Origin of the sequence: Moorena sp. SIO3E8 (genome assembly GCF_010692445.1) — a bacterium.
In the GTDB taxonomy this organism is placed as follows: domain Bacteria; phylum Cyanobacteriota; class Cyanobacteriia; order Cyanobacteriales; family Coleofasciculaceae; genus Moorena; species Moorena bouillonii.
Window position 1 is genome coordinate 88,186 of sequence record NZ_JAAHHM010000022.1, and the last position, 13,702, is coordinate 101,887.

15 protein-coding genes and 1 pseudogene are annotated in these 13,702 nt (G+C 44.4%); 6 read left to right on the plus strand and 10 right to left on the minus strand.

Annotated elements, in window-relative coordinates; genetic code table 11:
* Positions 1-5: 5 nt before the first annotated feature.
* On the minus strand, positions 6-131 hold the full coding sequence (locus F6K46_RS12320) for a hypothetical protein (RefSeq protein ID WP_293058657.1): 126 nt from the start codon (positions 129-131) through the stop codon (positions 6-8).
* A gap of 708 nt (positions 132-839) precedes the next feature.
* Here F6K46_RS12320 and F6K46_RS12325 point away from each other — a divergent pair.
* Together F6K46_RS12325 and F6K46_RS12330 are read left to right on the plus strand one after the other, a co-directional pair.
* Positions 840-2,096: a glycosyltransferase family 4 protein gene (locus tag F6K46_RS12325; protein ID WP_293058660.1), complete on the plus strand. Its 1,257-nt coding sequence runs from the start codon at positions 840-842 to the stop codon at positions 2,094-2,096.
* A 117-nt stretch (positions 2,097-2,213) separates the two neighbouring features.
* Positions 2,214-2,435, plus strand: coding sequence for a hypothetical protein (locus F6K46_RS12330; RefSeq protein WP_293058663.1), 222 nt, complete (start codon positions 2,214-2,216; stop codon positions 2,433-2,435).
* Here F6K46_RS12330 and F6K46_RS12335 read toward each other — a convergent pair.
* Complete coding sequence (locus tag F6K46_RS12335) at positions 2,345-2,881, minus strand: late competence development ComFB family protein (RefSeq protein WP_293117065.1); 537 nt, start codon at positions 2,879-2,881, stop codon at positions 2,345-2,347. The two genes, F6K46_RS12330 and F6K46_RS12335, sit on opposite strands and share 91 nt — an antisense overlap.
* 238 nt (positions 2,882-3,119) lie before the next feature.
* Here F6K46_RS12335 and F6K46_RS12340 point away from each other — a divergent pair, with 238 nt between their 5' ends.
* The gene (locus tag F6K46_RS12340; protein ID WP_293058669.1) at positions 3,120-3,302 is read left to right on the plus strand and encodes a hypothetical protein; all 183 of its coding nucleotides are present in this window, start codon (positions 3,120-3,122) and stop codon (positions 3,300-3,302) included.
* A gap of 26 nt (positions 3,303-3,328) precedes the next feature.
* Positions 3,329-5,029, plus strand: a complete 1,701-nt coding sequence (locus F6K46_RS12345; RefSeq protein ID WP_293058672.1) for a GMC family oxidoreductase N-terminal domain-containing protein — start codon at positions 3,329-3,331, stop codon at positions 5,027-5,029.
* Positions 5,030-5,066: 37 nt separating this feature from the next.
* On the opposite strand, the gene F6K46_RS12350 is transcribed toward F6K46_RS12345, so the two are convergent.
* On the minus strand, positions 5,067-5,486 hold the full coding sequence (locus F6K46_RS12350; RefSeq protein ID WP_293058682.1) for a trypco2 family protein: 420 nt from the start codon (positions 5,484-5,486) through the stop codon (positions 5,067-5,069).
* Positions 5,487-5,753: 267 nt separating this feature from the next.
* Positions 5,754-6,563 (minus strand): annotated as a pseudogene (locus F6K46_RS12355) (formylglycine-generating enzyme family protein); the annotation flags it as partial.
* Between the two features lie 200 nt (positions 6,564-6,763).
* On the opposite strand from F6K46_RS12355, the gene F6K46_RS12360 reads away from it, so the two are divergent.
* On the plus strand, positions 6,764-6,898 hold the full coding sequence (locus tag F6K46_RS12360; RefSeq protein ID WP_293058685.1) for a hypothetical protein: 135 nt from the start codon (positions 6,764-6,766) through the stop codon (positions 6,896-6,898).
* Positions 6,899-7,080: 182 nt separating this feature from the next.
* On the opposite strand, the gene F6K46_RS12365 is transcribed toward F6K46_RS12360, so the two are convergent.
* Entirely contained in the window at positions 7,081-7,827 is a 747-nt protein-coding gene (locus F6K46_RS12365; protein ID WP_293058688.1) for a transposase, read from the minus strand.
* A gap of 211 nt (positions 7,828-8,038) precedes the next feature.
* A complete protein-coding gene (locus tag F6K46_RS12370; RefSeq protein WP_293058691.1) occupies positions 8,039-8,347 on the minus strand; it encodes a hypothetical protein in 309 nt (102 codons plus the stop codon).
* 8 nt (positions 8,348-8,355) lie between these two features.
* On the opposite strand from F6K46_RS12370, the gene F6K46_RS12375 reads away from it, so the two are divergent.
* Positions 8,356-8,622 (plus strand): hypothetical protein, encoded by a 267-nt coding sequence (locus tag F6K46_RS12375; protein WP_293058699.1) that lies wholly within the window; start codon positions 8,356-8,358, stop codon positions 8,620-8,622.
* A 12-nt stretch (positions 8,623-8,634) separates the two neighbouring features.
* Here F6K46_RS12375 and F6K46_RS12380 read toward each other — a convergent pair whose 3' ends face one another.
* Genes F6K46_RS12380 through F6K46_RS12395 form a run of 4 tightly spaced genes read right to left on the minus strand, consistent with a single transcriptional unit; the run spans position 8,635 to position 13,695 of the window.
* On the minus strand, positions 8,635-10,605 hold the full coding sequence (locus F6K46_RS12380; RefSeq protein WP_293058702.1) for a formylglycine-generating enzyme family protein: 1,971 nt from the start codon (positions 10,603-10,605) through the stop codon (positions 8,635-8,637).
* A 2-nt stretch (positions 10,606-10,607) separates the two neighbouring features.
* On the minus strand, positions 10,608-11,705 hold the full coding sequence (locus F6K46_RS12385) for a VWA containing CoxE family protein (protein WP_293058705.1): 1,098 nt from the start codon (positions 11,703-11,705) through the stop codon (positions 10,608-10,610).
* A complete protein-coding gene (locus F6K46_RS12390; protein ID WP_293058708.1) occupies positions 11,702-12,706 on the minus strand; it encodes a MoxR family ATPase in 1,005 nt (334 codons plus the stop codon). The genes F6K46_RS12385 and F6K46_RS12390 overlap by 4 nt, the downstream gene beginning before the upstream one ends.
* Positions 12,706-13,695, minus strand: a complete 990-nt coding sequence (locus F6K46_RS12395) for a hypothetical protein (RefSeq protein ID WP_293058710.1) — start codon at positions 13,693-13,695, stop codon at positions 12,706-12,708. Before F6K46_RS12395 ends, F6K46_RS12390 begins: the two co-directional genes overlap by 1 nt.
* Between the last annotated feature and the right edge of the window lie 7 nt (positions 13,696-13,702).

The window sequence follows — 13,702 nt, forward strand, 5'->3', positions numbered from 1 at the left end:
AGAAGTCAAAAATAAGCTAGGACTACGTTTCGGAGTTTAGAAGCGATGCAGCGCGGTCTTGGGAAGGCAGCGCGGTCTTGGGGGTCCCCCCCATGAGCGACTGCCGTGGTTTCCCCCATGAGCGACTGCATCAAGACAATGTCAAACATCTGAATGGGTAGTGCTATAAAAAATTCTGTGTACCTTATAGCTATGAAAAACTCTATACAATTCGACGCAGCTTTAAAAGGATATTACTTATTTTTTTTATAAATCGACTTTCGCAATTTTATCATGACTTTTAATTAAGATTTAATTCCTCTGACATCCGTAAAAATTCTGAAACAAAAAAAAACTAGTTTACACTCAATTGCGGGATTGCACCCATGAAAAATAGTGTTTTTTTGGATACTAATAGAATTATTGGTAAATTCAATTATCAGTTGATATCACAAACTAGTCGTCATAGTTTGCTAATCATACGACCATTACCAATGAGTAATTACTAATTACTAATTACTCATTGGTAATTAGAAAAAGGGAGGATTTATTAGTTGTAGCCATAATCATAATTGGCATAAAGATTCTTGCTGTAGCTCTTTCAAACCCTTTATAAATGCACAATTTGAATATTTTATCAAGGGAGATTATGTTAATTTTTGTTACAAAAACTGTCATCCAGGCGTAAAATATGGAATTGAAGCCGAATAAATAGTTATAGGCTTAAAATCCCTGATTGGGCATTGTGCACAACCCACCTGACTTGACAATGGTCTTGAGTTCTCAGTGCTAAAGCCAATAAATCATCAATAAACAAATTTGGTGAGTCTACACCCGGCTAGCAACATCTACTAGAGATTATGCGAATCCTAATATATTCTTACAACTATCATCCAGAGCCAATTGGGATTGCCCCCTTGATGACTGAACTAGCAGAAGGGTTGGTCAAAAGAGGGCATGATGTTCGGGTCATTACTGCGATGCCCAACTATCCTCAACGTCAAATTTATGAGGGATATCGACGGAAATTGTATCTTACCGAACACATTAACGGTGTGATTGTAGATCGCTGTTATGTGCGGATTCGCCCAAAACCAAATTTGATCGACCGATTATTGCTAGAGGGCAGCTTTGTTGCTACCAGCTTCCTCAAGGCTCTGATTTATCCTCGCCCTGATATTATTATTTTAACTAGTCCACCACTGCTAGTTTCCCTACCAGCTGCGATTTTGGGGTGGATACACCGAACGCCAGTAATTCTAAATCTTCAAGACATTTTGCCAGAAGCTGCGATTAAAGTAGGCTTACTGAGCAACCAACCTCTAATCCGTGCATTAGAGGTTGTAGAAAGGTTTGCTTACCGCACAGTCACCAAAATCAGTGTTATTGCTGATGGCTTTACCGATAACTTGCGCAGCAAAGGTGTGCCCAGCTCTAAAATTGTCAAGATTCCCAATTGGGTTGATGTTAATTTCATCCGTCCTTTACCAAAAGAAAACAACTCCTTTCGCACTGCCCATAACCTTAATGGTAAGTTCGTTATACTCTACTCTGGTAATATTGCCCTCACTCAAGGTTTAGAAACTCTGATTAAGGCAGCATCTAGGGTAAATCACATTCGAGATATTGTGATTGTGATCGTCGGAGAAGAGAAAGCCTTAGGCCGACTAAAGCAGTGCTGTAGGAATTGGAACGCCAATAATGTTAAGCTACTACCATTTCAACCTCGGGAAAAACTACCGGAAATGCTAGCAGCAGCGGATGTCGGATTGGTCATACAAAAGCAAAATGTAATTTCGTTTAATATGCCCTCCAAAATCCAAGTACTGCTAGCTAGTGGTCGCCCCATCCTAGCTTCTGTTCCTGCTAATGGTACCGCTGCCAAAGCTGTCAAAAAAAGCGGCGGTGGCATTGTTGTTCCCCCAGAGGATCCAGAAACTCTAGCAGCAACAATCTTAGAGTTGTATAACGATCCCGCAACAGTTACATTACTGGGCAACAGAAGTAGACAACATGCTCTTCAATATTATTCCTTCGATCAAGCTCTCAACCGTTACGAAGAACTCTTTTCTGACATTCAAAAGAAGCGGTTACTGGCAGCGGTTCAGAAGTCTTGATCAATCCCTTTTACTAATTAGGGAGTAGGGAGTAGGGAGTAGGGAGTAGGCAATAGGCATGCTAGCAATAGGCAATAGGGAAAAAATCTTGTGTACCTCTTGAGAGGTACACAAGTTGTGGATGTTAGGGCAGAAGGAATAGCGATGCAGTGCTACTCCCGACTCCCGACTCCCGACTCCCGACTCCCGACTCCCAACTCCCGACTCCCGACTCCCGACTCCCTAAAATCAGATTTTCTGCTCAGGAATTACCACCGACCATACCTATCCATACCCCACGCCCCTCCAGATTTCACAGGTATTTTAGTCTCTGCCACTTGTACAAAAAACTGCTCATGATGCTTCCAGCTAATCTCTCCATGCCACGCTTTAATTAGAGCTTGCTCAACAACCCGAGGAAGTTCCCACCATGATAGGTTTTCCTGTAATAGCAATTTTTTAAGTCGCTTTAAGGCTTGCTGAGATGCTGGATCTTTAGAATCAAATAAAGGAGTTGCTAGTCGAATGGGGTCCTTTTGGACAGCACTGATTGACCGACTAACCACTATACTTATTTGCTTAGCTAACTCCTTCATCCCTCGTTGCTTTTGGTACTTCCAACCTTTTTCACTAGACGCATACAACGGTGGGAGGCGATTGAGAGCATAGGTCGCTACTTCTATGGGATTAATACTTTTAGCTATCTCCGGTGACAGTTGATCTAGTCGTCGCTCGATTTCTTCTTCAACAAGGATTTCCATAACATTTTGATAGGCTTGAGTTCTTTGCATTAACCCTGACTTCATGACGATAACTCAATTAATAGTTTTTATGATCATGATTCTCCAATGCTTAGGTTGATAAACAGGTTGATTTTGTGTATACGTTCTGTTTGTTTGAATAAATTGAATTAAAGTTATGGTAAAGATTTAGACTACTTTATTTTATAATGTTATTAAGCAAAGGGAAGAGGGAATAGGGAATAGGGAACAGGGAGTCGGGAGTCGGGGGAACTATGTGGAATACACCTCATAAGTATGGAAAATGCTATATCATAGTTATCAATTGCTGGAAATTACGGCTAAAGATCAATTTCATCTCCCCAAACTCCCCACTCTCCCCAAACTCGAAGTTCCCACACTTCCCACGCTTACCACACTTCCCACACTTCCCACACTGCTCCCTGCTCCCTGCTCCCTGCTCCCTGTTCCCTATTTGATACAATAGAGTTATTTGCTTGAAAAACCATTCCGATGATGTACGATACGATCGTGGTTGGCTCTGGTAATGGAGCCTGTGGGTTTCTGAGCTATTACCTAGAAGCTGGTAATGACAGGTCTATCCGGGAGCGGGTGTTAGTCCTGGAGGAGGGGGATGATTTCTTCACTACTAGCGACATTACCCACCAGAACAACTGGACTAAGTCCTACGCAGAGGAAAAGGTATTCAAGTTGCACAATGCCCTGACCCCCAAGGGAATTCCGATTATATCGGGGCGGGCTTGCACTATGGGTGGTGGCGGCTCGATTAACTATACCATGATGCATGAGTCGTCGGAGTGGCTGGCGACACACATTGGTCAAACGGCAGCCTATTGGGACAGCCTGAAGGCAGAGTTGAATCAGAAGTTTGCTAGACCAAACCCAGCAACGGATCCGTCACCTGTGACTAAACAAGTACTCCAGGCGGCTGAGAAGGTTGGTTTTGTAGTGAGCACAGACGCTATCGAGAATATTCCTAATTTGGAGGTGAGGGATACTGGCCTGTTGCACCTTTTTCCAACCCAGTTCAACTCATTTGGGCAGCGAACCCACAGCGGAGTATCCATTGTCGATTGGTTTGGCCAGGGCGTGGAGATCAAGACTAGGTGTAGGGTTGAGAGACTTGAGTTTTCTAAGGAGCAAGGGCAAAAACCACGGTGCGTGGCAGTACATGTTAAGTACCTGGACACGGGGATGACGGAGCGCTTGTCTCTGGATAGGGATGGTGGAAAGGTGATTATGTGCGCAGGGGGTGCCACGCCACGGCTGCTCTGGTCTCACCGCGAGGAATTGGGAAACGATCAGATCGGGGAGCATGTGAATGACCATATTGTCATGCCCCTGGGCATCTACGTCGTGGACAAGAGCATTGATGTCACCCCTCGGGATGTGTACATCCCTGTGTTTGCGACAACGGTATGGCAACCAGAACCAGAACAACCGGGACAGGAAACGGTTTGCTGCTTCGATTTCTTTTCCGGTAATTTTGAGAGGCTGTGGTTTATGATTGCCCACCTTTATCTGGCATTCCTGTTCCCAAACTGGCTGAAGAAGTTCGTGATCAGGTTACCTTGGTTGTTTAATATCATCAAGAACGTGATTAGGGTGTTTCTTCAGGCAGTCAACTTGATCATTAACCTGTTGTGGGGACTTTATAACTTACTTGAAAGGAAACCATGGCATCAGGAAGCCAATTTGATTACTGCGGCGATTAAGTTTAATGCTGCTAAAGAAGGTTGCTATTCAAGGGACGACTCTCGGATTGAATTAGATTTCTTTGGAGAAGAGGAACAATCCCATTTCAATCAGGATAAAGTAGTAGCCAACAGTGAGATTGCCAAGCACATGGCACTGTTGAACGGTTTGGGACAACAGCCACATTGGTTAGTTAAGTGGTTTTTGCGACTGGTAACTAAGATGCCCTACGAAGAGAACCAGATTGAGGAGTATGTTGATGTTTACAGTCGCAGGTTTTTACTGTCGGAGCAGCACTTGTCGGGGGGATGCCTATTCGGTAAGGCGATTGATAAAGGACTCGACAATGCAATAGATACTGGTAAAGTATACGGGTCAGCTAATGTCTATGTGGCTGACCTTTCTTCTGTGCCTTTGCCCCGGATTAGTACGCAGATGACAGCTTATTTGATTGGTTTCCATGTGGCGAAGAGGTTGTGTGTGGGGAATGGGGAATAGGGAATAGGGAGTCGGGAGTCGGGAATCGGGAATGCTGTTAGTCACCCAGTTGTTCATTCAGATTGCCCTCCTCATTGCCTTTAAGGAGTGCCTTTAAAGAATTCTTGACGGTTGTTGGCACTTTGTCTCTATGAAGGGTCTGGTAAAATTCCAGCAGACGCTCTTTATCGAAGAGGGGAGATAATTTCACTTTGACTTTATGAATCTCATCCCGTCCTAAGTCGCCACCCAGTTCGCCTCCTACTTCGCCTCCAGTTCCTAGTACGTTAATTTTGATATTTCCCTTGGCACCTGCTTTTGCAGTTCGCTTGACACTAACTTGTAGTTCCAGTTCCACAGACTCAACACACAACAAGGGAGCATCTTTTTCCTGACCTGGTGCTACGGAGAGCAGATCGTGTTTAACCTGTTGGATAAATTCAGATAATCCAATGGGGCTGTTATTGTTGTTAGACATTAATGTTGTATTATTATTTAAGCAACAGCTTAACTATAGGCAGGGTTCTGGGTAGTTGTCACTGGCAAGATGCCAGTTTTACAGGGGGAACACAGAAATGTTGGTCACTGGCAAGATGCCAGTTCTACCCATTTGAAATTGCTGGTCACTGGCAAGATGCCAGTTCTACCCATTTGAAATTCCGGTCACTGGCAAGATGCCAGTTCTACAGGAGGGAGAGGTAAAAGAAAAAAAGGGTAAAGGGCAAAAGGGCAAAAGGGCAAAGGGTTACAGAGTCCACGCACACCCACACACCACACGCAAACCAAAAGAGCCGACGTCGGGCCAGAGAGCCGGATTACAGCTGTCGCGAGACCCAGAACGGCAGTCCTCAGGGAAGTTGTCCCAGGAACCACCCCGCAACAGCCTTTCTCGGTATTTAGTTTGATTATCGTTATGGTTATCGTCTAGCCACACACTACCATCCGTCGGCGCACCTATATAGTTATCATGCCAATGGTCTGCACACCACTCCCAAACATTCCCATGCATATCGTAGAGTCCAAAGTCATTCCCTACCCCAAAACTCCCCACTGGGGTTGTTTCTTGCCGATAAATCCCTGATGGCCCATTACCATAAGACCCTTTCCAACGATCCTGTTGATCATCTGTTCCATCGTAATTAGCATAGTCTGTCGTAATCGTCTCTCCAAAATGAAACGGGGTGGTTGTTCCGGCTCTACAGGCGTACTCCCACTCGGCTTCGCTGGGCAAGCGATAAGGGCGTTTCGTATACTGGGACAGCCGCTCACAAAACTCCACTGCATCATACCACGAGACTTGCTCTACAGGTAGGTCTTCCCCTTTAAATTCGGATGGATCGCTTTCAAGTTCTGTTTTGACTTGGGGTAGGGCGGCGACGGCTTGCCATTGGGCTTGGGTAACTGGGTATTTGCCCATCAAGAAGGATTTAAGGGTGACTTGATGCTGGGGACTTTCACTGTCTCTATGCCCCTCTTCTGTTTCTGGGGAACCCATAACGAAAGTGCCACTGGGGATGGCAACCATGTCCAAAGTGATACCATTTCCCAAGTCTTCAGCAAAGTACTGAATTTCTCGCCAATGGTGGTTGATAATAAGGTTTGATTGCTGTTCTTCTTGACTTGTTTGTGGCATCACTATGGTTGGGTTTAACTGATGTAGAACTGGCACTGATCCTGTAGAACTGGCATCTTGTGTAGAACTGGCATCTTGCCAGTGGCCTATGGTAGGTAGAACTGGCATCTTGCCAGTGGTTGATGGTAAGTAGAACTGGCACTGACCTGGTAGAACTGGCATCTTGCCAATGGTTGATGGTAAGTAGAACTGGCACTGACCTGGTAGAACTGGCATCTTGCCAGTGGTTGATGGTAGAACTGGCATCTTGCCAGTGACCAGGATTATTGTTTGATTGAGATTGACATAGGCTCGAAGGCTATTCCCGCAACAGGCTTCTAGCCAGTTCTACCTACCATTGAACACTGGCATCTTGCCAGTTCTACCTACCATTGAACACTGGCATCTTGCCAGTTCTACCTACCATTGACCACTGGCAAGATGCCAGTTCTACCATTGATTATTTTACAGAAGATTTCTGTACACTATCCATTTGCCAGAAGAAAGGATATGTTTCAGGCATCTCAGATAAATTAGCCTTTACAGGATTTTCTCGGATATAGTTCCAGGTTTCTAAAAATTCTATTTCATCTCGCATAATGCGATCATATCGCTCATATTGCCAAACAATACCGATATGATTCATTACTTTAGGAACTTGCTTAGAACTATAGCTTTTAATGCTGTGGATGATACTACCTAAGCTCCAATATTCCTGATCGGATTTTAGCAAAGGCTGTATTAACCAATGCACATGATCTGGCATAATCACAACAGCATACGTTTTGTACCTTTGGTTATTGAAGAATAAACAGGAATCTAAAACTACTTGTCTGGCTTCTGGGGTCAACTCTAGCTTTTTAAACGTATTAAAAGTTACAAAGTAAATTGCTCCTGCTGATTCCCAGTGAGGAAGAGTCCTTTGGCTAATTTTAAGATTTTTGAACTTTCTGAAACTGCTATAATTCGTAGAACTGGCATCCTGCCAGTGATAATTATTAATCTTGGTAGAACTGGCATCCTGCCAGTCATAAGTAGAACTGGCATCTGGCCAGTCATAATTATTAATCTTGGTAGAACTGGCATCCTGCCAGTCATAATTATTAATCTTGGTAGAACTGGCATCCTGCCAGTCATAATTATTAATCTTGGTTTGAGACCGCCTCGAAGCCTGTGCCCCATAGGATGGAGAGTTAGGGGTAGTCATTAGTTACATTTTTAAAGACATTAATGGGGTATATTTTTTTATTTTAGTGCGTTGAGACAGGCTGAAAGGCTGTTCCACAGTGATCAAAGTAGAACTGGCATCTTGCCAGTGGTGATCAAAGTAGAACTGGCATCTTGCCAGTGGTGATCAAAGTAGAACTGGCATCTTGCCAGTGGTGATCAAAGTAGAACTGGCATCTTGCCAGTGGTGATCAAAGTAGAACTGGCATCTCGGCAGTGGTGATCAAAGTAGAACTGGCATCTCGGCAGTGGTGATCAAAGTAGAACTGGCATCTTGCCAGTGGTGATAAAAGTAGAACTGGCATCTTGCCAGTGGTGATAAAAGTAGAACTGGCATCTTGCCAGTGGTGATAAAAGTAGAACTGGCATCTTGCCAGTGGTGATAGAAGTAGAACTGGCATCTTGCCAGTGGTGATAGAAGTAGAACTGGCATCTTGCCAGTGACCAGGATTATTACATCTTGCCAGTGACCAATATGATGGCATATTACCAGTGACCAATATTTAATTTGATTGATATTGACACATTCATAAAGGATATTCTGGAGCCACTGGCAAGATGCCTATTCTGGAGCCACTGGCAAGATGCCAGTTCTACACAGGAACTATTCCCCGGCTACTGGCAAGATGCCAGTTCTACGCGGGGCCTATTCACCGGCTACTGGCAAGATGCCAGTTCTACGCGGGACTATTCCGGCTACTGGCAAGATGCCAGTTCTACGGCGGGGAAAGGGGAAGAGGGAAAAGGCAAAACAGGGGAAAGGGCAAAAGGGTAAAAGGGTAAAGGGTTAAAGAGTCCACGCACACCCACACACCACACGAAAACCAATAAAGTCGAGGTTGGGCCTGAGAGCCGGATTATAGTTGTAGCGAGACCCAGAACGGCAGAAGCCAGGGAAGTAGAACCAGGAACCACCCCGCAACAGCCGCCTTTTATTATTGCGATTATCATTATCATTGTAATCTTCCCAGACACTACCATCTGTTGGTGCATCTTCATAGTTTGAGTGCCAATGGTCTGCACACCACTCCCACACATTCCCATGCATATCGTAGAGTCCAAAGTCATTGGCTACCCCAAAACTCCCCACTGGGGTGGTTTCCTGAACATATTTGCCTTTAGAACCAGAGCCATAAGTAGAGTTGCCATCATAGTTAGCTAGGTCGGTTGTAATGGTCTCGCCAAAATGAAACGGAGTAGTTGTACCTGCTCGACAAGCATACTCCCACTCGGCTTCACTGGGCAAGCGATAAGGCCATTTGGTCTGTTGGGACAGACGTGCACAAAACTCCACCGCATCATACCAACAGACTTGCTCTACAGGTCGGTTTTTACCTTTAAAATGGGATGGATCGGGTTCAAGTTCTCTGTTGACTTGGGGTAGGGCGGCGACAGCTTGCCATTGGGCTTGGGTCACTGGGTATTTGCCCATGAAGAAGGATTTAACGGTGACTCGATGCTGGGGACTTTCATCATTAGTATGCCCCTCTTCGGTTTCTGGGGAACCCATGATAAAGCTCCCTTCAGGGATAGCAACCATCTCTAGCTCAACTCCATTCCCTAAGTCTTCGGTAAAACCATCAGCTTGTTGCTGATGACGGTGGATCGTTAATCCCGCATTTAATACAGACTTAAGATTAGTTTTGGTAACTTTTTGACCCAGGGCTTCTGTAAGCAGTTTCCATAACTTAGAGCCAACAGATTGTAAATATTTTGAGCTGTAGCCTAGTGAATGGGCGATTTCTTGGTAAGTCTGATTGTCTAATGCTCCTCTCAAGATGCTTCGTTGCCGGTCTGTAAACGAGGGTCCTGTTGAACCAAAAACTGCTTCTTCAGCGGTTTGAATGGGGTCTTTTACCTGTATCGTTGCCACTTCAAAGTCAAAAGGTTCTAAGTCAATCTCTGAGGATATCTCTTTCCCTGTTCTAAGCCCAATGGTTAGCACCTTACATTGAAAGGTTTGCAGGGGTGGTAAACCTTCAACCTCAGTCACTGTCTGCCCAGAAACTGACACCGTATTTGTCAGTGTTTCTGGTAATAACCAATCTGGGACTCTCAACTCCAAATCATCTAATTGATAGGGATTAAGTTCAGCTGGAGTAACTGTATCTGGCTGTCTTAGGACTCGCTGGATCAGTCTGGCGTACTCCACCAAGGTTGGTTCCTGTTGTAACTGAGGGGATAGCTCTGCGGTAATGCGTGTTAATCGTGCTAATTCTGCCCGCATACCTGATTCAGTAAGATTTTCAGAATCGGTTCCACTACTGGTTTCTATGAGCCCCTGGGCAATCTCTCGTGCTGCCTGTTTGCACTGTTCATCCCCTAAATACACCATTGCTGCCCAACGCTGTGCCTCTAATTCCTTTTGCTTTCTACCGGGATGAAGGTGACTCAGATACTTGACATAGTTGATTAAAACCTGGGCCACTTGCTGCATTCGCGGCTTACCAAAGCGGGGGTCTTGTTTCATTTGCTCTAGCAGATAGCCTCGGATATGAGTATCCATGGCGTAAAGCTCATAGCCTACCTGAGAACACAAATCCGACAGTAACAAATCAACTTCTGCCACCCACGGAACGTTTTCATTGCGCAAAAACTGATTGCGCAAGTAGTTCACTAGCTCCGGTGTTAGCACCAGAGGCAAAGCCGCATGATAGGCCAGGACCCGATAGGACTCATCAAAACGTTTTACAAACCGCTCGACGGCTTGCTGTGCTGCTTGTTGGTGCCATTGTTCTTCCTCAGCCACAGTTGTCATGATCAAGGGGAATGGAGGTGTTGTAGGGGTTGTCCACGTACAATGTCGATAGCATTACTTAATCCATCATTATCCATCTGGTACATTGGCACCAAATTAGCAATAATTTCTGCGGAACTACCCAGCCAACGGTCTTCTGGCATTGGATTTAACCAAGCCAAGAGGGTGGTGTGCCGCTTTAGCTTAAACAGAAAGCTGGTAGTTGCCCGAATCCTCTCTAACTTACGATACCCCCGTGCTGCTCCAGCATCACTGACTATTAATACGCTAGTTTCCTGGTCACAGATTGTGAATAGGGTTTGCAAGGGGATGGGTTCTGTCAAGTAGAGGTCTTTGTAGACACTGGCAGCAGGTACGTTATGGAAATAGAACACATTGACCTTTTCTGGTTGCAGAGTGCTTTCATACTGTGCCGTTTCTACCAAGTCACTGGTGAAGCGATGAAACGGAGTCATTGAACCATTCTGATCCAAGACTAGTAGGAGATGGGCATGGTTTTGTTCACGTCTGCGGTAGACTGGAGCCAGATAAAACCCTTGCCGAGTTGCTTGCTTAACGGTTGCGGCTTCATCTAGTTGATCCATTGACCCATCGGCAATCGGTCGGCGCAAATACCTCCAGTTATAGACCATTGAACGGCGGGAAATGGGATAGTATGTCTGTAAGCTAGAAGTATCTTCGTTTTCTACAAAGGTAGAGGGTGCCCGCACCGGTAAGGATGACCAGTCCGGTTTTGGTTTGCTCTCGGTAACAACCTCCTGGGGTGGTGACTGCAATAATTTCTGGGATACCTTGAGCTGCTCGTGATCAGGTTTAGACTTGGGTTTTTCTGAAACACTATTTTCAGAGGGTTTGGAGGGAGAAATAACCCCCAACGACTCCCTGATAGAGTTCCAGATGGAGTCAAACTGACTTTGTTCTGAGCGAGAGTGACACCATAAAAGCTTTAATGTCTCTGCCAGTGCCGTTTCATCCTCTCCAAATCCCCCTTTTACCGCTTGCCGTGCTGCGAAAAGTTCCCCTACGCCAAGCTGAAATCTGTTTTGGCGCAGGCTAATGAAAGCACGAGTTACCCAATCTTGGGGGTTAAAGGAGTTCATGAGGCTTTAGCATATTTTTTCCAGTCTTGTTGCAGCTTAAACAGTAACTCTGGATAGGGGAGCAGTTGGTCTTTTTTTAATTTTGTTGGATTGTAAGGCTTTGATTCAAAAGTATGAAGGGCTTTGAGCCAATCGAGAAATTCACTAGTTCCTGGTGTCTTGAAGAGTCCCCCTTCGTTCCAGACCGCCAGGAAACGAGCGATCGCAGTATCGACTAAATCCGCAGGGGGTGGTGCTTCCGGACAAACCTGGTAGTGTTTATCAACAATTTCCTGCAACTGTTTGGGGTCGTTAGGAAAGTCTAAGTAATGATACAGGCAACGACGGAGAAATGGTGCAGGCAGGTTACCTTTTTCTTTATTACTGGTGATGATCACAATGGGTTTGTGTGTTGCTGTAATGGTTTCTCCAGTTTCTTTTATTTTAAATTCCCAAGGCTCATCTAATACTGTCAGCAAGTCATTGGGAAAATCTAAATCTGCCTTATCTATCTCATCAATTAATACCACAGCTGGACAATCCTTCAACCTAAAGGCTTTCCCTAAGGCACCAAATTGACGATAGTGTTTAGCATTAGCAGGATTGCGATTAACTGGTTCCGAGTCTTCCTGGTCTAAGTCTTCCTGATCCAAGTCTTCTGGCTCCGGTTGTCCATGAGCAACGGTGGGCTCTGGTGCTACTTTTTGAGTGTGTACATCATGTAATCGGAGAATAGCATCATATTCATAGAGTCCATCTTCGGCTTTGGTTGTTGAACGCACATCCCAGCGATAAAGGGGCAGTCCTAATTCATAGGCAACCGCTGAAGCCAAACGAGTTTTACCACACCCCGCATCCCCTTCTAATAGTAACGGTCGCCTGAGATAAATTGCTAAATTTACCGCTTTTTTTAATTCTGGAGATACCACATAAGGCTCTGGCTTTTGTGGGGAATCTTTATGAGCCTTTTTAGGTCTGCGAGTAATATTTCCTGTAAATGTTAATCGTTTAGATGCGGCCATTACTTAAATTTATCCTCCAATATTGAACAAATAGTATGTGGTGTCCCTTCGCTTTCTCTATAAATTTGCTGTGCTAATTTTTGACTTTTTGAATTTGATAACCCCCGACAATTAATCAACCATTTTTTTATATCATCAACTTCCCAGTTTGGCAGTGGTAGTTCAATAGCCTTACAAGGGTCAAATTTATCTTGTGTACAAAAATAGGGCTGTAAAGACGAACAATCTGGGAAAACTTTACTTTTAGCAACTAGAGCTACGAGAAATCTAATTTGGCTGAACTCTAGGAATACAGGATTCAGCTCGTTAATTAAAGGATGCCAAAATTTCTTGATAAACCAATCTAAGAATTGTTTTTGATCAATGAGGCTATCCCAGTTATCAACCTGAATAAATATAGTACTACCACCCCGGAGCGACGAGCAAAGTTTTTTGATACTTTGGTTTAACCCTGCCTCTGAATCTGGGTTTAAATGACTGGCTAATCTTTTAGAAAATTCTAGCTCATTAAATTCAGAAATTGCCGAACCTAGGTCTACTGGGTAAGGTCTGAAGTCTCCTATAATGTCTTCTCCAACTTTGCGATCGCTAACCATCAAATCTAAAACTTCCTGAAGGCAGTAACTTCCCTTCTGTTTGGTACTCCTCTGTAAAAATAAAAGAATTGCCCCACTATCATCACCCAACTTTTTATTAATTGATATAGCCATTTCCTTGGCTTCAGTAAAATCAATTTTTTGGAAACTTTTTTCTAAAGTTAAATGCCGTATATTGGAACTGGAATTATTTTGATCTAATTTTGACAATTCCTTGTCTAGACTTTTAAGATTATCCAAAAGCCTCTTTGCCTTTTTTTCAAGTTTTAATTCCTCATCTTGACTGAGAACTTCTTCTAACTGAGCCTCTACTTTGGCAAGCTCTTCTTGCTTGGCAGCTATACGCTTGTTCAAAAATTCTCTTTCTAGATCACTACCTGCCGTTCCTGTCACACCTATT

What these genes read in the sequence shown, in the direction of transcription:
- F6K46_RS12320 (WP_293058657.1), bottom strand. Translation starts at nt 131, where the DNA reads ATGCAGTCGCTCATGGGGGAAACCACGGCAGTCGCTCATGGGGGGGAC.
- F6K46_RS12325 (WP_293058660.1), top strand. Translation starts at nt 840, where the DNA reads ATGCGAATCCTAATATATTCTTACAACTATCATCCAGAGCCAATTGGG.
- F6K46_RS12335 (WP_293117065.1), bottom strand. Translation starts at nt 2,881, where the DNA reads ATGAAGTCAGGGTTAATGCAAAGAACTCAAGCCTATCAAAATGTTATG.
- F6K46_RS12340 (WP_293058669.1), top strand. Translation starts at nt 3,120, where the DNA reads ATGCTATATCATAGTTATCAATTGCTGGAAATTACGGCTAAAGATCAA.
- F6K46_RS12345 (WP_293058672.1), top strand. Translation starts at nt 3,329, where the DNA reads ATGATGTACGATACGATCGTGGTTGGCTCTGGTAATGGAGCCTGTGGG.
- F6K46_RS12350 (WP_293058682.1), bottom strand. Translation starts at nt 5,486, where the DNA reads ATGTCTAACAACAATAACAGCCCCATTGGATTATCTGAATTTATCCAA.
- F6K46_RS12360 (WP_293058685.1), top strand. Translation starts at nt 6,764, where the DNA reads ATGGTAAGTAGAACTGGCACTGACCTGGTAGAACTGGCATCTTGCCAA.
- F6K46_RS12365 (WP_293058688.1), bottom strand. Translation starts at nt 7,827, where the DNA reads ATGACTACCCCTAACTCTCCATCCTATGGGGCACAGGCTTCGAGGCGG.
- F6K46_RS12380 (WP_293058702.1), bottom strand. Translation starts at nt 10,605, where the DNA reads ATGACAACTGTGGCTGAGGAAGAACAATGGCACCAACAAGCAGCACAG.
- F6K46_RS12385 (WP_293058705.1), bottom strand. Translation starts at nt 11,705, where the DNA reads ATGAACTCCTTTAACCCCCAAGATTGGGTAACTCGTGCTTTCATTAGC.
- F6K46_RS12390 (WP_293058708.1), bottom strand. Translation starts at nt 12,706, where the DNA reads ATGGCCGCATCTAAACGATTAACATTTACAGGAAATATTACTCGCAGA.